Here is an 18,509-nt window from a genome sequence, read left to right on the forward strand (position 1 = left end):
CGATATCTCACTATCAATAGGCTTTCGCGGCATAAACCGCTCGATCAGGCTGGATGATTGACCACAAAATGATACCCGAGGAATTTACACACTAATATGGACTTGACTCAAAGCTAACCTTTATTGATTAATGATAGAATTGCAAACTTTAAAAGTTTAAAGATTATGTTTAAGATGAATTAATTCTATTAAAATATAATAAGTATACTTAAAATAAAAATACATTATTAATTATCATTATTTATAATATCAATTATTTTGTTATGTGTTTTTAAACTTATATTTCTATTATTCTATATTTGATTCTAAAAAATGAAATTCTTTATATAAATATCAATATCGTTACTTACTAAGTTCAATTTAATAACTTTCCGCTGTTCCCAAGCGAAATAAAAAAAGACCAAGAATCGCAATAATTCTTGGTCTACATCCTTCTTTTATATCTATTTTATTTGAATCGTTCGTTAATACCTGCCATCCATTCTTTTACTTCTTTCTTTAATGAAATAATATGGGAAAGACGATTGCTGTTTGATTTATTTTTAGCTTTATCATAGTTTAGACTTTTTACTATTTCATCAAAAAACGGAATCGTCTCAGGTTCAGAGACCGAGTACTCTTCTACTGAATCTTTAACAATCTCAGGTACAACTCCCCAGTTTTCCGAAAAATCTACGATTTCTTTTTCTTTCAATTGCTGCTTCCATAATACATAAGCTTCATCGAAATGAAGAGCACTTGGAATATGTCCTGGAACAAGCTCTTGATCAACAAATTTTTTCAAGAGTAATGATTGTTCATATTCCCCTCTGTCGCTCAATTCCTGAATTTGCTCGTAAATGATACGAAGGGATTCACTGTCTACACTCTGGGAATCATTTTCTGTATTCACCTTTTCGCCAATTAAACGAATAATGTGACTTGCATCAATAATATCTGTTCCTTGAAGCCCTGTTTCTCCACTAATAGGTTCTATTACAGGTCCTAGAGGAAATCCATCATCCATTTTATCCCGTAAATTCTTATAGGCTCCTTCATAATGAAGCCAATTATGCTCATCAATCCCAAAGGCTTCATCGTCCCATTTATATTGATAATACTGGGTTACAAAATTCAGCTGCTCGGCTGCATCTCTATAGGATTTAAGAAATAGCCGTTTCTCATCTTCATCCTCCTTAATCTCAATCCATTTAGTCGGATCTTCTAACGTCCTTCTCATCTCTCCAACGGCTACCGAAAACTGATCCACTGCAGTAGGATATTTTTCAACAATTGCCTTGCTGCTTTTTCCTCCGCTTCCGTATAATTTCAAAGCAATATCTACCGTTTTTTTCGTAAGGGCAGGATATTGAAAATTAATGATACTTCCAAACTCTTTATCTTTTCCATAAACCCGATTCGTACGAGAATAAGCTTGAATGAGACCTTGAAGTTCTAAGGAACGGTCTACATATAGAGTATTTAAAAGCTTAGAATCATATCCCGTTAAAAGCTGGTCTGCTACAATGACTAAATCGATATTTTTAGGATTTCTTCCACTTCCGCCTCGAGTCGCTCTCTCTACAATATCCTCAAAATACGCACTTTCGCCACGCCTTTTATCGCCCATAGCAAATTCGATTCCCGTGAATTTTGAATAATCTGCAAACATTTCTTCTATGACTTGAGGAGGAGTATTTTCAGGATCATTTTCATTTCCAAAACTAAAAGTCATTGCGACATTTATATGAAAATCTTTCTCTTCCATCTGTTTCTTAAATTCATTATAGTATTCAATAACACGATTTTTGTAAGCAGCTGTTAAAATTGCATTAAACTTTCTGTTTTGGGATTGAGTATCCCAGTATTTTAAAATTTCATCTACAACTCTTGGAATATGAGTTTCATCATGATATATAAGGACACCTTTTTCTTTCGCTTTTAACTCTAGTTCTGCATGATCCCAGTTTACAATGATACGCTGGATCTCACGGTCGCTTAACTCTGGTTTTTCTTCTTTTAACTTTGCAGTTACTTTTTCTTTTAAATCCTCATAACTACGAAATTCTCCTGTATTCATATAGTCTACATGAAAACCAAGTACATTTCCGTCAGAAATCGCTTCTTCTATTGTATACTGATGAAGCATCGGACCAAATAACTTTTCAGTCGTATCGATCAGCTCGCTTTTACTGTTTATCATGCCGCTGATTTTATTTTCATCGAACAAAGGCGTCCCTGTAAACCCATAAAACAAGCCGTTCTTTTTAAAATAGTTCTTTATTCTTCCCATCATCTGTCCCATGGTCGTACGATGAGCTTCATCTATAATAAAAACTATTTTCTTGTCCGCTATCTTATAGTTTTCAGACTCTTCCAGCTCTTCCACTAAGGAATTAAGCTTAAATGTCGTCGTTACAATAATTCCTCTTTTTTCAGCAAACAACTGTCTTTTTAAATTATAAGTATGTTTTGTATTATCTACAGATACTGATTCGTAAGCTGCATAGGCTTTAAAATTCTCTGTTGTTCTACTATCAAGCTCTCTTCTGTCTACAAGGAATAAAACCTTGTCAAATCCAGCACGTGTCGATAAAAACAAAGCCGTTTTAAAACTGGTTATTGTTTTTCCAGAGCCCGTTGTATGCCAAACGAAACCTCCATGAGGAATTTTCTCTTCATTATCCCCGCCAAAGGCAGCCCCTTCAACCGCTTGTAAAGCGTAGACTTGATAGGGTCTCATAAGCATATGTCTTCTGTCTTCTTCCTCTTTTGCTTCGTCTATTACTAAATAATCCCCTACCATTTGATGAACCATAGGTATCATTAAAAAATACTTAATAACATCTTTCCAGTGGGTAATCGGCTTATTTGCTTTATCTGACCATCGAAACACAAAACTTAAATTAAAATCGTCGTAAGATTTTGGTGTTGCGAAATAACGTGTATCTATTTCGGAGACGATCACCATCATCTGAGAAAATGCCATAAAGTTATAGGAAAACTCTCCGTCTCTATAGTATCTTTTAAATTGTCCAAAGGCTTCTTCTACCGTTTTATCCGTTCTCTTCTGCTCCACATTAATAAGCGGAAGACCATTTATCAACAAAACAATGTCGAAACGGTTATTGTTAGAAGAAACGACTTCTCTTGCTATTTTATAACTGGAATCTCCTCCGCTAATCTCCGCTTTTTTGAAGATCGTTAATGTAATTTGATTTCTCGTGATATTCTCGTTTTTATCCCGATAGATACCATCGATTTTCCCTTTCGATTCTTCCATCGCCAGTATTTTAGAGGCTTCATAGCTGTTGCTGATTTGTTTTACTTTTGATAGTACCTGTTGAAATTCATTGTCTGTTAAGGGAACTCCTTCCAGCTGATCCGCATTGATACGGTTTAACTCTCCTCGCCAATGATCTATCAAGTCTTTTACTGTAACTTTATGAGTATTTCCATTTAAACTCTCAGGAGCTTCCCATCGATATTTTTGCAATTCTTTTACAAATCTTTCTTGAAAAGATTTTTCAGAAATCTCTTTCTCTTGCATACTTACGCTCCTTTCTAGATAAACATCTCATTGAGATATGCTTTCTTAATATTTTGAAGTTTTTCGAGCTTACGTTGATGAAGGGTGATTTGATTATCAATGTAAGCAAAAAACTTAGATATTCTATCTAATTCTTCTAAATCAATTGGAACCATTAAATTTATATTACTCATTGTATTATTCATGAGTTTTGGATTTCCTACTTTTGTCACATATTTCCAAGCAACTAGATTAAGACTTTCCGCAACAGCTTTACACGAATATCCAACTTTCGATATTAATACACCATTCACGTTTGTACTGTAAAACTTCTCATTTCTATAACATACTGTTCCTGCATTTGCACCATCTGTAGTCCATGTAATTGCCTTCTCAAACAAGAATTCATTATAGTATCCTAGCAATCCATTATTTAATGTTTGTGAACTATATACCGGATATTTCATGGTTTTTGTTTTTCTTAATGACGTTTTATCTGCTGCAAGTACATATCCTCTAGTTATTTTAAATAAACTTTCAACCTTCCGCTGTTCCCAATCGTCCGTAAATCCAGCAAATCTTCGTTTTGGCTTACGCTCACCTTCAGCGGGAAACATTTCTGATAAATATGCGGATTTAAGATTTTTCAGTTTATCTAACTTACGCTGATGAAGGGTGATTTGAGTATCCAGCTTATAAAAAAGCTCGCCAATTATAGACTGTTCTTCAATTTTAGGAATTTTAATTAATGCATTTATAATATCTCCAGAACTTAATGACTCAAAAGTTGATCCAGTTGAAATAGTTTTCCAATATCCATTACTATCTAGATTTACTAACAATTGATATAGGAATTCATTTCCTTTAATAGCTGCCACACCACGTCCGATAACTACATTAAATGCTGTTTTTCCCATAGATCCGGCAGGTGCTCTCACGCTCATAATTAGATCACCAGCAGCCGCTTTTTTTGTTACTTGACTTGTCCACACTCTCGGTATTACCCAACCATTTTGCATGTCAGCATTTCCTTGAACAAGAATGAAATCACTTGCCGTTTCGGAATATGTGTTTCCTTCAGGAGATTGTCCCATTATAATTCTAGCAACTTCTCCCAACTTCCGCTGTTCCCAAGGGTCAGCATTTTCGAACTCTTTAAAACGTCTTTTAGGTACTAATTTTTTCTTTTCGCTCATTCTGTCACCACCAGCTGGCTTGCTAATGCTTCGAATTCTTTTTCTAAAGCTAATGTTTCTGCATCTAAATCCGCTAAAGTATCTTTGTAACGATCCTGCAGTTCTTTTAAAATAGCCAATTCTTTCTTCAAGGGTTCTTGAGCTAAAAGAATCATAGAATTTATAGCCTCTCCAAACCATTTTTCGAAAACTAATTCATCGATCTCTTCATCAGTTAACTGTGCAATTCGCTCATGAACAGAATCTGTAAGCTCTTTATCCTTTGCTTTTAGTTCTTTGTTGTTTTTGGATTTATCTGCTATTAATTTCTCAACTTTTTTTAATAATTTATATTTTTCACTAGTTTTATCTGCATTCTTAATTTCTTCTTTTAAAGCTTTGTTGTCGAAGGTATCTCCCGGCTCATCTTCAGAATCTTTTTTTAATGCGTCATATAGTGCGGCGTTTTCGTCTGTTTCTTCCTCTTTCGCAGCTTCTACTAACTCAGATAATTCTGTATCCAGCTCTTGTATAGAAATTTTTATCTTTTCAATCTCGTCTAAGGACGATGCAAATAATTTCTTTTCAATAAGTTCGTTTGGAATAATAGATCCATCCCATCCTTCTTGCTCCAGACGCTTGTTTTTACCGCTTCCTTTTGTTACCATATGAGGCACTCGAGATCTTCCTATCGAATAAAAATCAGCTGCCGCAATAAGTTCTGTATCATGATATAAGGAGTTTTTCCATATTTCCGCTACAACCTGATATCCATCGTAAGTATCTAGATACTTAAACTGGGATAAGAGAACTTTTATTTCTTCCAGCATTTCTTCTCTTAACTTAGTTAGATCTGTTTCCTTATTTACTTCACGTAAAACTCCCCAGTATTTCTGAGTATACTCTTTAGTCATTCGCTCTATTTCGCAAATATGTTTTTTTACAGATTCTGATTCAAGGACTTCTTCTGTCAATGTGTCGATATCTTTTTTAAGATCCACATAACCTTCTCTTATAGGTTCTATCGCATGATTTAGTATATCCGGAACCACTGCTTGGAGAATCTTTAAATCCTCTATGTTTTTTAAAGGAATCCCCCCTAGTAAATGCGCATCTACATCATGAGGAATTTCATTGTCTATCGAGGAAACGTATCTTGGAATATTCATATTATATTCATTTTCAATGATTTCTTTACGGCTCGCTAAATGACTGTAACCTTCCTCTTCCAGTCTATTGACATACGTATCAACGATCTTTGCAATATCCTTTTCCTGAAGCACATTTTGTTTTCCGATTTTAACAAAATTATGAGATGCATCGATTACAAGTACAGGATCTTCTAATCTTCGGTTTTTCTTCAAAATAATAACTACCACTGGAATTCCAGTATTTGTAAACAGATTACTCGGCATTCCTATTATCGTATCGATATAATTTTTTTCTAATAATCTTTTTCGAATTCCCCCCTCTGAAGCACCACGGAATAAGACTCCATGAGGAAGAACAATCGCCATCGTTCCGCTAGTTCCTAAGTGAAATAGTCCATGAAGTAAAAACGCAAAGTCTCCTTTGGATTCAGGAGGGAGTACTCCTGCTATTTGAAATCTTGGGTCGCTAACTTTTAACCCTGCTCTATTCCAGTTCTTCGCAGAATAAGGAGGGTTCATCACTACTGCATCGAAAAGAATTCCCTCATCTGGACGTTCTGGATCTTCCGGCCAGTCTTCTGCTAAAGTATCTCCATTTTTAATCGTCATATTCTCCGACTTCACTCCATGAAGAAGCAGATTCATTCGAGTTAAGTTATAGGTTGCCGTATTCTTTTCTTGACCATAATATTTTAGTTTCTTTTGTTCGTCTAAGGGTAAATGTTTCTTTACCGTTAAAAGCAGCGAGCCCGAACCCTCTCGTGTCAAGCTAATGACAATAATTATATTAATGGATAATAAAATTAAAAGCAGTCAACTTTATTAAGTCAACTACTTTTTTTAAAATATTATATTACTTTAACCCATTAAATAATTTGTAACTTTCAAATATGGATAGAATTTGATCAACTTTTAGGATTCTTAAATTATCAATATTTCCATATCTGATTGCTTGTTTTAGCTGATTTTTTGTAAATAAAACATTATAATCCTTTTTTACCCATTTTTCTATAAAGTCTTCATACTTTATATATTCTTTCATGGACATATTATAGGAAGTTCTTTTTAGTTTTATCAGCACTACCTCAACACTGGGTATGGGATGAAAATATCTTTTTGGAATATTGTATAAAATTGAAATTTCATAAAATGGAGCTAACATTAGGCCCATTTTACGGTTTAAGTCTTCTAATCTTTTTGCAAACCCTAATTCCACTATTAAGTAAATCTCATCTGCATATTTTTCTAAACTAAGTTTACGAATAATAGAAGTACTCAAATTAAATGGAATATTTCCAAAAACTTTATACTTAAATGTAGATGGTAATTCATAAGACATAAAGTCATGATTAACAATTTTTATATTATCTAGATCTGAAAATTTGTTGTTTAATATAGGAATTAATTCACTGTCTATTTCAATAGCAATTACCTCTTTAGCCCTTTCCACAAAGTATTGAGTAAAATGGCCTTTACCTGGACCAATTTCAAAATAAACATCATTAGAATTCACGTCTATCTTCTTACATATTTTGTTTATATCATTAATAGAAGTTACAAAATTTTGTCCAAATCTAACAGTTTTTCTGTTCATTATAACCTTTACCTTTCTGGTTATAATGTACCTTTTTTAGTTCATTATAACCGGTTAATTAATCGTTTGGTTTAATGAACTGTTTCTTAATCTGATATGATAAATGCCACCATATATTTGCATATTATGTCCTCCTTAAATTATTAATGCATCTTTAATACATTAATTTTTAGAGAAACTATTTTTCTCTTTTTCATTATATCACTTCTAAGTATCCACTTCAACAACAGCTTTTTGATAGTTTATTGAATTTGGATACTAGCTATTATCTACAATTTACTTATAATATTTCATTTCCTCTAACTACAATCGACACAATATATTTTTCGATTAAATCTTTAGTTAGTTTTTCTTCTTGGATATTCTCTTGATGAATAACGATTTTTATTTTCTCATTCTTTAAAAAACCTATTTCAAAATCATCGATGATTTTCAGAAGACTTTCATCGGCTTTCTTGAGTTTACTTTTTATCGTTTTTTCATCGTCCATTTCATGAAAAATAATATAATTTGTTTTTATTGGTAGTTCGTATACTTTTGATCGTGCTGGATTTATCAACTTCTCAATGGCTAAATCTCCTGTTCCTAAAGATCCTCCACAAGTTAGAATAAAAATTAATTCATCTTCTTTTTCCAAGTAATCATTGATAAATATTCTTTGACAATTTGTGGCATAGACCAAAAATAAAGTGGAGTTTGGATAATCGTGCGCTCATCTTTATCTGTAATAGTTTCATGAGTAATAAGAATAAATTCTTGACCAATCTTAGTTGCCAACTTCTTAGCAATATGTTCGGTATTTCCCGTACCAGAAAAATAATAGATCATTTATATCTATCCTCCATTTTATTACCTTAAAATCTTCTTATAAACTTGTAGTAACAGTTTACGTCATAATATATACTATTATTCTATAGCTAATTAGATTTAAATTATATAGATTTATTGAAAATTTGGTTAATATTTACAAATAAAATCAAAAAATATTTCCGATATAATATGTAAAAATAAGTGCTTCTAGGCATTAAAAGAGGGCAACTGTTATGTCACCCTCTTCTAGCTTACTTCCATTCAATTTTTAGAATCTGATTTCCTCTAACTATGATTGATTTGATGTCCTTTTCCATCAGCTTTCTTGTTAACTTTTCTTCATGAATATTTGCTTGTTGAACAACTTTCTTTGATTGTTCATTTTTCAAAGCATCAATTTCATCATCAAGTTTTTTCTTTTCCTCTATGAAATCAAGTCTTGTCATTTTTCCTAGTTTATATTTCTCATAAGAAGCAAGCTTTTTAGATTCTAAATCTTGTATGAGAACATCAGAGTCAATTAGATACTTCTTCTGCTCTTGTATTTCAGAAGAAATATCATATTTAACTTTAATCGCTTCTAATACTAACGGTTCAACTTTATCAGCATTAGACCCTATTATCTTTACTCCATCATTCTTACAATAACGACATCTAAAATATCTATGTTCTTTTACTGTGCCATCTTTCCTTTGTCTCTTTGATCTTGTCATTGCTAAAACATGACCACACTCAGGGCAATATAAAAACCCTTGTAATGGTGAGTGATTGTGCCATTTATAATCTGTATTCTTGTCCTTAAAACGCTTAGAAGCTTTTAACTCCTGAACCTCATCAAATACATCTTTAGATATTATTTCCTTATGATTATTAACGACTCTTCCCCAGTCTTCTTTAGGGAGATATTTACTCTTTTCTTTTGTTCCATTCACCAATGACTTATCCACTCTGCTATAGACATAAGTTCCCGTGTAAATTTCATCGGCCAGAATATCTACTACTGAAGAGAAGTTCCACGCTGGATTATCCTTTATTCCCGTATATCTTTTTGAGTAGTCCATTTTAGTTAACTGAAGCTTTCTTTGTGCAGGTGTAATTATCTCATGTTCATTGAGATAATCCTTAATCTTCCTTGTTGAGAGACCTTCTAAATAAAGCTCATATATTTTCTTTACTATCCAAGATGTCTCCTCATCAGGAATAATCTTGTATTTATCTTCGGGATCTTTCATATAGCCATAAGGTGGATTCCATGATTGAATTTTTCCTTGCTCATTTAGAGTTTGCTTCACAGCTTTAACTTTGGCAGAAGCATCTTTTGCATAAAAGTCATACATAAGATTCTTAAATTGCACATCAAGTTCAACGCCATTTCCCAATTCTTTTGAACTATCGTAGCCATCATTAATCGCTATAAATCTGATACCAAGAAAGGGAAAGATATTCTCTAGATAATCACCTAAAGTAATGTAATCTCTTAGAAAACGAGACATATCCTTGACTATAATATTAGTAACTTGCCCTGACTTAACATCTTCTAGTAGCCTCTGATAGGACGGTCTATTCTCATTTGTGCCTGAATAACCATCGTCAACATATTCAACCCTCTCTAAATGCTTTAATTCAGTATTTTGATTTAAATAGTCATTAAGGTACATCCTTTGACTTATAATGCTTTCGTTTTTTTAACTTTGATCTGGTCTTCAACAGAAAGCCTAATATAAAGTGCAATCTTACTCATTGGTCTCCTCCTTTAGGCTCTCCATATTAAATTTATAAACCACTTCAAATTCATGTTTAGCGTAAACTATTACTTTTTCTACTAGGCTATCAATCAGTTCTGATGAAAGCTTTTCAAGTCCTTTTGCAGAAAAGATATCTTTAATCCACTTTAATGCCTTCCTTTTTTCTTTTTTTAGATTAGATATTTTGATTTCTTGAGCTTGCTTTTCTCGCTCTATCGTTTCTATATGCCCTTGAGTTACATCTCTTTCTAATAGATAAGTATTTCTATCTATTTTACCTAGACTATACTTCTCATAGCTTTTTTGAAGAGTAATTTCCTCTTTTTGAATCAGATCATCATACTCACTTAATTTGCTATTCCCTTCTTTCAAGACCTGGTCATACTTCAATCGAATTCTTTTACTGAAGCTAGTTTTGTTAGTAATTGATTGAATAGCTTTACTAATATCAGTAGCTATCCTCTTATCCAAATCTGCTTCCATAATAAACAAGGATTCTTTCTCGCCAATGCTTCCATTGAATCTCTCATTTCGATAAAGATATTGTAATTGTCTTATCTTATGGCTACTAAAACGATATCTTCTATAGAGGTCTTCACCATCACAGGAAAATACTAAACCTTGAAACCTGTTTTTAGGTTCTCTTTTAAGGTTATGAGCCTTTGATGAAAATACAGACTCTGCTTTTCTTTGCTTACGCTGTGTTTGAATCTTTTCAAAATTCTCCCTAGAAATAATCGCCTCGTGAGTGTTCTGAACAACAATATAGTCTTTCTTTTCAGCACGTTTTTGTTTCTTTCCTTCTGCTAAAAATTGGGATTTAATTCCCTGAACCATATCACCAGCATAAGACTGATTGCTTAGCATTTTGCCCAAAGAACCAACATGCCATTGAGGATCATCGTCTATCCTATAGATTCTCCCAGTTCTGTAATAGGTCATTGGAGTAGCATATCCCTTTTCATTAATATGTTTCGCTACTTCTAATTGACTTTTTCCTTCTAGAGTTAATGCAAAAATTTCTTCTACAATAAAGCGAACATTCTTATCTACTTCAAGCCTTTGTCCACCTTCTTCTTTGATTACCTTATAGCCATACGGTGGTACTGAACCAATAAAAAAACCGTTTTTAGCTCGATTCATTTTAGTAGTCTTTATCTTTACAGAAATATCCTTAGCGTACATATCGTTGATAATATTCTTGATTGTTACTTCAAAAGATTTTTTACTATCCATTTCCTTTATGGTATCCAAGTTGTCATTAACCGATATAAAACGAACTCCTAGAAAAGGAAAGACTTTATCAATAAGCCTACCCATTTCCAAATATTCACGACCAAGCCTTGAAAGGTCTTTAATGATGATACAGTTAATTTTTCGCTCCCTTATTGCTTGCATCATGTTTTGGAATTCTGGACGATTAAAGTTCGTTCCCGAATACTCATAATCCGTATAAACTTCAACTACTTGTATATTTTCTTTTAAAGCATATTCTTGACAAGTCAAAGTTTGCGTTTCAATTGAAGATGACTTATCCCTCCAGCTCTCCGTTCTCTCATTTGAAAGCCTAGTATAGATACCAGCCCTATATTGAGTTCTATTGTTGGTAATTTCTTTCTTTTCTTCAAATCTTCTTGATGTTCTTGCCATTACATACCACCTCCTACTGAAACATATCTAGGAGTTGGATCGATTTTTGAATAAGCTTGGTGGAGAGAGATAGGCTTAGCCAATTTCTTAGCATTTGTGGCTTTATTCTTATCCGCCAATTTTTCAAGTAGATTGACTGTATCAATGTTATTAAAGACAAAATTAATTTGCCTATCCTCTAATACTTCTACCTTATCGATAAAAGTGATGAGCATAGCTCTTGTTACTTCATCTAATTCTTTAGAAGGAATAACGTTAGAAATAAAGCTTTCTTTATCCTTTAAGCGTTTCTCAAGCTCTTTTACAACTTCTTGTTTTGTCGTAATTTGCTCTTCGATTTGCTTGATCTTAAAAAGATAATTTCTGCGATAGCGTTCAAACTCTTCGCTTGTGATTAGCTCATCTTCTAAATCTAAATAAAGAGACTTTCTTAAACGCTCATACTTAGCCTTCTCATTTTCTAAAAAGCTAAAGTCTGCATTAATGGTGATGTCCTTTAAATCCAGTCTTGAAATCTTTTCTAATACATTTCTGTATCTTCCAAGATAATGGTTCAAGGAGTCTTTCACTTGAAGTTTAATTTCATCTTCTTTAATACTGTGCCTGCTACAATCACCTGTTCGGTTGTAATTAGAGCAGATGTAGTAGATGTTAACCCCTTTTTTCGTTTTTACTGTCCTTCTTACTAGGGCACTTCCACAATCAGCACAATATAACATCCCAGCAAATAGGCTTGGCTTATCCTTGGACGTTTGCAAATCTCTTGCTAGCATTTTATTAGCAAGGGCAAAGGTCGATTTACTGATAATTTCCTCATGAGCATCATCAATAACAACCCAATCATCTTCATGCACGTCTATTTCCTTCTTGGACTTATAGTTGAGCTTCATAGTTTTACCTTGCTCTAATACACCAGTATAGACTTTGTTTTCGATGATACGGTTAATCATCTTGGCATCCCACTTACCGTCTTTAATAATAAAGCCAGTGGCATGCTTCTTACCTTTATTTTCTTTATGTTTTGCTGGAGTTGTCGCACCAATATTATTTAGAAAATCAGCAATGGCTTTAGAAGAATAACCTTCAATCTTCATTTGAAAAATTCTTTTGATTATATGAGATACTTCTTCATCTACTACCAATTGATGTTTATCAGCCACGCTTTTCTTGTAACCAAAAGGAGCGAAAGCACCGATGAATTCACCGTTCTTTCGCTTAACATCTTTTGCAGATTTTACTTTCATGGAAATATCTCGACAATAACTGTCATTAATGAAATTTCTAATAGGTAGAATTAAATGAGTGTCGCTCATATCTGCATTTTCACTATCATAGCTATCATTTACAGAAATAAAGCGAACACCTTTTTCAGGAAATATTTTTTGAAGATATTTTCCAGACTCAATATAATCACGACCAAAACGAGAAAGGTCTTTTACGATAATCGTAGAAAACTTCCCTTCCTCTAAATCTTGAATCATTTTCTTGAAATCTGGACGCTCAAAATTAGAACCACTATAACCATCATCTACATATTCGTAGGCAATTTTTAAGCCGTTCACCTTGGCGTAAGTTTGAATAATTTGTCTTTGATTGGAAATTGAATTGCTTTCCATGCTGTCTCCGTCTTCTCTTGATAGACGAAGATACATACATGCTGTAGTCATTGAGATTCCTCCTCATTATTATTTCGGCAAATAGTAACGAGTGAATCTCTACTGCTTATATTCTATCTCATCTTCTATGAAATGTCAGCTTTAAATTGTAATGCTTGGACATAAGAAGAGTTCCAGAATTTCTAAAAGGTCAACTTTTGAGTCCCTTTTAACCTCAATTGTATAAGGCTTCTCTTTCGTATCTATTTGCTTTACATAGTCCTTATTTTTTCTTTCTATTCTTTTATCTATGTTTTTTTCATTCATAGTTTTGTCCTCTCTTAAAATAAAATTTAGTTTTATGACATAAACGAGTGCAATGGAATTGCTACATAGGCATCTCACCTCTGCCCCTGTTCAAGATGGGCCAGCGTCAACTTTAGAAGTATCATTATCACCATTTAATTCATCGCTTAAGATTTCCAGGTCTTAATTAAACTCATCTATTTATCGCTCGCTTCCTTCTATCCTTAGAATTTTCTAGTATTCATTTGAACCGATTTCTCAGCAGGAAGGTCTAGGCGTAAATAAGCTTGTGCTCCTTAAATGGATAACGTCTCGTCTTGGTCTATTCACTTGTCAAGGATCAATGTTTATGTCAAACATGAGAGGTCATTTCTTAGTTGCTTGTTTTGGTACAAAACAAGGGACAAATTCCCCCTCACCTTATAGAGTGAAAATTCGTCCCTCTTGAACCACTTTTTTTATATGTTTTCTAAAACTTCTTTTAATTTCTTTAGTATCTTATTTCTTCTTCTAATTAAATTTGTCTGTGGCAATCCAAATCTATTAGCCACTACTCTTGTAGTTTCTTCCCGAAAATACAAAGCATTAATAATTTCTCTTTCTTCATCATTTAGTTCAGACAAGGCAGTATTTAAAGCTTCAATGGCTTCTTTCGTCTCGACTAGCTTTTCAACATCAACACTTTTATCTGCCAAGTTGTCTACAAAATTTCCATCATGATCTACGTCAGAGAAAAAGAGCAACTTGTTTTGCCTATCAAGTCGCTCTAAATAATTCTCTCTATTCGTATGTTGCCAATAAGCCAGATATACTTCCTTACTTACCATCACCTTGTCACCATTTACAAAAATAAAATATTCTTTCTTTACCATTAAAAAAACCTCCTTAAATTTCTTTTTGTGTTTTGAAATTCAAGGAGGCTGGTGGAGCTCTTGCTTTATTCATTTGTTTTCACCTAATTTTGGGAATAAAAAAAGCCACGAAGTAATCCGTGGCCATTCCATAATATTTAAGGCAAAACTTGCCTTATGATATTAGATTAAATTAGATGAAGTCCCATTACAGTAGCAACTAAGTTCCAAGCTCGTCCCAAGTTTGTCCCATTATAGTCTCAATCAAGTCTCATAAGGTTGAGCCATCTCAGCTACCATAGGCAGTTCCTGTATGGCTTGTAATGCTTCAATGGCATCTGGCAAGGCATATCCAAAAAGCATATTCCCAAAAGCTTCTGTCGCCTTATTTAAATATCTAAAATAAGTTGATCTGCTCATATTATGAACAGACAATAATTGCTCACAGGTTCTGGCTTCCTGCGTAAAGTATCTTCGTCTTAAAATCTCAGCATAAAGTTCCCCATCATTTGGATATCTACTAAGTCTCTCTAAAGATAAATCCATAAGTTCTAATAAAGATAAGCTCACATTGATATCGATTAAGCTTTCTTCTAATTTTCTTACATCAATATCTGTATCTACCTCTAAAAAACTAATGACTAAATCTTCCAAGTGTTGTCTTCTACTTGCATAAACTTCTTGGTCTTTCATTTGAATTCGATCCTGAACATGAAAGCTTACTTTCCTATAAAGTTTGAGTAGTAATTTCGCATTATGCTTATAGGATTCGTATGAATCTCTTGTACCTGTATTTTCTGTAATTATTTTCAATTTTCCACCTCATATTTGCACCTTCAGTAAATTTTTATGAACATCACTAATCGTCCAACAAAATCTTTATCTTTGCTAGAAAGAGCCTTTGTAATTCTATATCCGCTTTCTATTACTCTGCTATCCTTGATTACAATGTAATCATTCTTCTTGTATTTTGCTTTTTTATCTATAAAAATGATGCTGTTGTTGGCGATATCATGAGGAAGCACACCATCCTCCTCACTTGCGATTGAACAAAAAACATCATCAAATAACATAATTCCTGTAACGCCAACTAGTTCATCAAGAATCATTGGCTCATAGTTTTCTCTTATAAATTCCGCCTTCAATGTATCCTCCTGTTTTTAATTTCTTTCTATATATTCTGATTGACATAATATGACTTTCAAAGTAAAATATAGACATTGATTGTCTTGTTTTATATTAACTTAAGCCACTTAATGGCTTATTTCAATACCATTTTAAACTTTTAAGACTTTCAATGGCATAAAGGAGGATATGAAATGAACTTCGCCCAACAACTAAAAGATTTAAGAAAAGAAAAAAACTTAACCCAAGAAGAATTGGCAAAAAAAACTGGCATCTCATTAAGAACAATTTCTAGATATGAACTTGGCGAGACGCTCCCTCGCACAAAAAAATATTATGAAAAAATTTCAAAAGCTCTTGAAGTAGATGATGATTATTTCCTATCTCAAGAAGCCAACTTTTTAATCAATGCTCGTAATGAATTTGGTTACAAGGGAGCAAAAGATGCTGAAGAACTTGTTAACGGCATGATTGGATTAATGGCTGGTGGAGAACTTCCTGATGACGATAAGGCCACAATACTTGATGCAATGCAGGAAGCTTTTTATATGGCCAAGCTAGAAAATAAGAAATACACACCTAAAAAATATAGGATCGAGGAAGAATAAAATTGTAAGGAGGGTCAGCTGTGAATCAAAAAAGAAGCTTGATTTATAATGACGTTCAAAAGTTAATAGCTCATCATGGTACTAGAGACCCTCGTACTATTTTGAAAGAACGTAATGTAACTTTGATTCCCTTTAGTAAAAAGACAAAGTTGCTTGGAATATATAAAGTCATTCTTAGAAATAAGTTTGTCTTCTTCAATCCTTTCATAGATGAGCGAATTTTAAATATGGTTTTTGCTCATGAACTTGGACATGATATTTACCATTATGACCTTGCAAAGAATGAAGAGATGATTGAATATGAACTTTTTAATATTACAAGCTCGACGGAACTTGAAGCGAATCTTTTCGCCTCACATTTACTTATCGATGATAATGAATTAATTGAGTATATACAGGAAGGTAAATGCTACGAGGAGCTAGCTAGTATTTTCAATGTAAACATTAATTTGATGTTCTTTAAACTCAATGAAATGTATCGAATGGGCTACCCTATCAATCGATTAGATGTGTGTTATGACAGTAAATTCTTTTCTGAAATTGATGGAACGGATAAATCAAATCATGAATTATTTTAGTTAAGCTAACACGGTCTTTGCCAAAGATGTTTAGTTTTTGAAACAATTTTGGGACATCTCGTTAGATGTTATTTGATATTATTAAAGTGTCGATAATCTCCCCACCCAAAAAAGAACTTAATGAAAGGAAAAGTCATGATAGATTTAGAAGCTATAAAAACGAAAATAAGCGATGGAAAAATAGATTCTTATGTAGAATCATACCTGGTAATTTCAGATAAACTAGACACTTTAGAAAATGAATTACGTCAAGGAAATCTGGAAAAAGAAGAAAACGATGAGATACTTGAGATGCATGATTATCTCATGGAGAAGATTGCAAATTATTATATAGAAAATCACTATATTAAGGAAAACTAAGTGACAAAGCAGGAATGGAAATTATTAAAAGAAATTAGAGAGGTCAAACAGCTTGACCCTTCTGATCAAAGCAAATATTGGAATAATAAGTTTGAAAAAGCAACTTCTGAAGAAGACTCAAATCTTAGAGAGAGATTCAAGTCCTTAGAAAAGAATAACTATATCAATGTCTTTTGGGCTGATAATATTCCTTATACTTTAACTCTTACAGATAAAGGGCAATCCTATAATTATTTCAGGGAACATTTAAAATCTTCAGTTACTGCAATAATTAAATGGATTTTCAGCATCCTTTCAAATTAATATGGTAAGGTAGGCCTAGAAAACAGAATAAAGCTTAACGCTGTCTACACGTTTATATTTTAGTAGCAAGCATAGCAAGTGAGTACCCACTTGCGAAAAATTGACGAAGCAGACCTTTCTCGGACTGCTTCTTTTTTTATTCAATTTTAACTTGTTATGGAGAACCCTAAGACCCCGAAATTCAAAAAAGCATGGAGGAAAAAAATGGACAATAGAAGCAGAAAAAATCAATTAAAGATTTATCTTAATGATGAGGAATTAGAGCTTTTTAAGAGAAAAATGAAGTTGGCTAAGTGTAAATCTATGGCACACTTTATTCGTAAATGTGTCATGGAAAAAGAAATTTATCACGTTGACTTAGAGCCTTTTCGAGAAATTCAGTGGCTTCTTTCTAATGCAACAAACAACATTAACCAGATTGCAAAGCATGTAAATCAGACTGGCATTATTTATAAAGACGATATAAAAAGTATCCGCCAAGATGTGGATAGACTCTCAAAAGAGATTTGGCAAATTCATTCTTTGCTATTAAATCGAACAACAGAAGGAGATGATTAAATATGGCAATTACAAAAATTCATCCAATAAAATCAACACTTAATTTGGCCATTGACTATATTACTAAGGATGAAAAAACCAACGACCAAATACTGGTTTCAGGTTTCATGTGTAATCCAGTTACTGCCCATACTTCTTTTCTAAAAACAAGAGAATCTAACAATGTACAGGGAAAAGTTTTAGCTCAACATTTAATTCAATCCTTCTTTCCTGGAGAAACAGAGGCTGAAACTGCTCACCGAATTGGTCAAGAACTCTGTGAAAATCACCTAAGAAATGAGCATGAGTATGTCATAGCCACCCATGTAGATCGTGGCCATATTCATAACCATATTATCTTTAATCAGGTCAATATGGTAACTGGTAAATGCTACCGAGCTAATTACAAAACCTATCATCAAATCAGAAACCGAAGTGATGAATTATGTAAGGAAAATAAGCTTTCTGTCATTGACCCTTACTACGAGAGTTATAAAAGGAAGTGGATAGGTTACACTTAGTTGGACAGATTTCTTAAGGTCATATAAAATTAAAACAATAAGACTAAGGAGAATCTGAATATGGCTAAAAGAAAGCGTAGAGAATTCACGGA

At 33.1% G+C, this 18,509-nt stretch carries 18 protein-coding genes and 1 pseudogene; 6 read left to right on the top strand and 13 right to left on the bottom strand.

What is annotated here, in order from left to right; translation table 11 throughout:
* Positions 1–448: 448 nt before the first annotated feature.
* The 13 genes from ACTQ46_RS10345 to ACTQ46_RS10405 all read right to left on the bottom strand — a co-directional run bounded on the left by ACTQ46_RS10345 (position 449) and on the right by ACTQ46_RS10405 (position 15,530).
* On the bottom strand, positions 449–3,529 hold the full coding sequence (locus ACTQ46_RS10345) for a type I restriction endonuclease subunit R (RefSeq protein WP_441749635.1): 3,081 nt from the start codon (positions 3,527–3,529) through the stop codon (positions 449–451).
* A gap of 14 nt (positions 3,530–3,543) precedes the next feature.
* Complete coding sequence (locus ACTQ46_RS10350; protein WP_441749637.1) at positions 3,544–4,704, bottom strand: restriction endonuclease subunit S; 1,161 nt, start codon at positions 4,702–4,704, stop codon at positions 3,544–3,546.
* Positions 4,701–6,602 carry a type I restriction-modification system subunit M gene (locus ACTQ46_RS10355; RefSeq protein WP_441749639.1) on the bottom strand — a complete coding sequence of 634 codons (1,902 nt, stop codon included), beginning with the start codon at positions 6,600–6,602 and terminating at the stop codon, positions 4,701–4,703. The genes ACTQ46_RS10350 and ACTQ46_RS10355 overlap by 4 nt, the downstream gene beginning before the upstream one ends.
* An 85-nt stretch (positions 6,603–6,687) precedes the next feature.
* Positions 6,688–7,428, bottom strand: a complete 741-nt coding sequence (erm, locus tag ACTQ46_RS10360) for a 23S ribosomal RNA methyltransferase Erm (RefSeq protein WP_441749641.1) — start codon at positions 7,426–7,428, stop codon at positions 6,688–6,690.
* Between the two features lie 280 nt (positions 7,429–7,708).
* Positions 7,709–8,065, bottom strand: coding sequence for a hypothetical protein (locus ACTQ46_RS10365; protein ID WP_441749643.1), 357 nt, complete (start codon positions 8,063–8,065; stop codon positions 7,709–7,711).
* On the bottom strand, positions 8,044–8,256 hold the full coding sequence (locus ACTQ46_RS10370) for a hypothetical protein (protein ID WP_441749645.1): 213 nt from the start codon (positions 8,254–8,256) through the stop codon (positions 8,044–8,046). The genes ACTQ46_RS10365 and ACTQ46_RS10370 overlap by 22 nt, the downstream gene beginning before the upstream one ends.
* A gap of 233 nt (positions 8,257–8,489) precedes the next feature.
* Complete coding sequence (locus ACTQ46_RS10375) at positions 8,490–9,896, bottom strand: recombinase family protein (RefSeq protein ID WP_441749647.1); 1,407 nt, start codon at positions 9,894–9,896, stop codon at positions 8,490–8,492.
* A 75-nt stretch (positions 9,897–9,971) separates the two neighbouring features.
* Positions 9,972–11,633 (bottom strand): recombinase family protein, encoded by a 1,662-nt coding sequence (locus ACTQ46_RS10380; RefSeq protein WP_441749649.1) that lies wholly within the window; start codon positions 11,631–11,633, stop codon positions 9,972–9,974.
* A complete protein-coding gene (locus ACTQ46_RS10385) occupies positions 11,633–13,300 on the bottom strand; it encodes a recombinase family protein (protein ID WP_441749651.1) in 1,668 nt (555 codons plus the stop codon). The genes ACTQ46_RS10380 and ACTQ46_RS10385 overlap by 1 nt, the downstream gene beginning before the upstream one ends.
* Before the next feature lie 90 nt (positions 13,301–13,390).
* Positions 13,391–13,555, bottom strand: a complete 165-nt coding sequence (locus ACTQ46_RS10390; RefSeq protein ID WP_352396801.1) for a hypothetical protein — start codon at positions 13,553–13,555, stop codon at positions 13,391–13,393.
* Positions 13,556–13,992: 437 nt separating this feature from the next.
* Positions 13,993–14,406: a sigma-70 family RNA polymerase sigma factor gene (locus tag ACTQ46_RS10395; protein WP_106644275.1), complete on the bottom strand. Its 414-nt coding sequence runs from the start codon at positions 14,404–14,406 to the stop codon at positions 13,993–13,995.
* 243 nt (positions 14,407–14,649) lie between these two features.
* Positions 14,650–15,198 (bottom strand): hypothetical protein, encoded by a 549-nt coding sequence (locus ACTQ46_RS10400; protein WP_441749653.1) that lies wholly within the window; start codon positions 15,196–15,198, stop codon positions 14,650–14,652.
* A 23-nt stretch (positions 15,199–15,221) separates the two neighbouring features.
* Positions 15,222–15,530: a hypothetical protein gene (locus tag ACTQ46_RS10405; RefSeq protein ID WP_441749655.1), complete on the bottom strand. Its 309-nt coding sequence runs from the start codon at positions 15,528–15,530 to the stop codon at positions 15,222–15,224.
* A 174-nt stretch (positions 15,531–15,704) separates the two neighbouring features.
* On the opposite strand from ACTQ46_RS10405, the gene ACTQ46_RS10410 reads away from it, so the two are divergent.
* From ACTQ46_RS10410 to ACTQ46_RS10435, 6 genes and pseudogenes are all read left to right on the top strand, one after another.
* Entirely contained in the window at positions 15,705–16,118 is a 414-nt protein-coding gene (locus ACTQ46_RS10410; protein WP_441749657.1) for a helix-turn-helix domain-containing protein, read from the top strand.
* Between the two features lie 20 nt (positions 16,119–16,138).
* Positions 16,139–16,696: an ImmA/IrrE family metallo-endopeptidase gene (locus tag ACTQ46_RS10415; protein ID WP_441749659.1), complete on the top strand. Its 558-nt coding sequence runs from the start codon at positions 16,139–16,141 to the stop codon at positions 16,694–16,696.
* Between the two features lie 135 nt (positions 16,697–16,831).
* A complete protein-coding gene (locus ACTQ46_RS10420; RefSeq protein WP_441749661.1) occupies positions 16,832–17,056 on the top strand; it encodes a hypothetical protein in 225 nt (74 codons plus the stop codon).
* On the top strand, positions 17,057–17,359 hold the full coding sequence (locus ACTQ46_RS10425) for a hypothetical protein (RefSeq protein ID WP_441749662.1): 303 nt from the start codon (positions 17,057–17,059) through the stop codon (positions 17,357–17,359).
* Positions 17,360–17,563: 204 nt separating this feature from the next.
* The gene (locus tag ACTQ46_RS10430) at positions 17,564–17,917 is read left to right on the top strand and encodes a plasmid mobilization protein (RefSeq protein ID WP_441749664.1); all 354 of its coding nucleotides are present in this window, start codon (positions 17,564–17,566) and stop codon (positions 17,915–17,917) included.
* 2 nt (positions 17,918–17,919) lie between these two features.
* A pseudogene (locus ACTQ46_RS10435) lies at positions 17,920–18,402 on the top strand (relaxase/mobilization nuclease domain-containing protein); the annotation flags it as partial.
* Positions 18,403–18,509: the final 107 nt, after the last annotated feature.

Origin of the sequence: Gallicola sp. Sow4_E12 (genome assembly GCF_052116305.1) — a bacterium.
Lineage (GTDB): Bacteria > Bacillota > Clostridia > Tissierellales > Peptoniphilaceae > JBQKLI01.

Coding starts and splice junctions, on each gene's coding strand:
- ACTQ46_RS10420 (WP_441749661.1), top strand. CDS start 16,832: ATGATAGATTTAGAAGCTATAAAAACGAAAATAAGCGATGGAAAAATA.
- ACTQ46_RS10350 (WP_441749637.1), bottom strand. CDS start 4,704: ATGAGCGAAAAGAAAAAATTAGTACCTAAAAGACGTTTTAAAGAGTTC.
- ACTQ46_RS10430 (WP_441749664.1), top strand. CDS start 17,564: ATGGACAATAGAAGCAGAAAAAATCAATTAAAGATTTATCTTAATGAT.
- ACTQ46_RS10395 (WP_106644275.1), bottom strand. CDS start 14,406: ATGGTAAAGAAAGAATATTTTATTTTTGTAAATGGTGACAAGGTGATG.
- ACTQ46_RS10390 (WP_352396801.1), bottom strand. CDS start 13,555: ATGAATGAAAAAAACATAGATAAAAGAATAGAAAGAAAAAATAAGGAC.
- ACTQ46_RS10370 (WP_441749645.1), bottom strand. CDS start 8,256: ATGATCTATTATTTTTCTGGTACGGGAAATACCGAACATATTGCTAAG.
- ACTQ46_RS10380 (WP_441749649.1), bottom strand. CDS start 11,633: ATGGCAAGAACATCAAGAAGATTTGAAGAAAAGAAAGAAATTACCAAC.
- ACTQ46_RS10345 (WP_441749635.1), bottom strand. CDS start 3,529: ATGCAAGAGAAAGAGATTTCTGAAAAATCTTTTCAAGAAAGATTTGTA.
- ACTQ46_RS10385 (WP_441749651.1), bottom strand. CDS start 13,300: ATGACTACAGCATGTATGTATCTTCGTCTATCAAGAGAAGACGGAGAC.
- ACTQ46_RS10375 (WP_441749647.1), bottom strand. CDS start 9,896: ATGTACCTTAATGACTATTTAAATCAAAATACTGAATTAAAGCATTTA.
- erm (WP_441749641.1), bottom strand. CDS start 7,428: ATGAACAGAAAAACTGTTAGATTTGGACAAAATTTTGTAACTTCTATT.
- ACTQ46_RS10410 (WP_441749657.1), top strand. CDS start 15,705: ATGAACTTCGCCCAACAACTAAAAGATTTAAGAAAAGAAAAAAACTTA.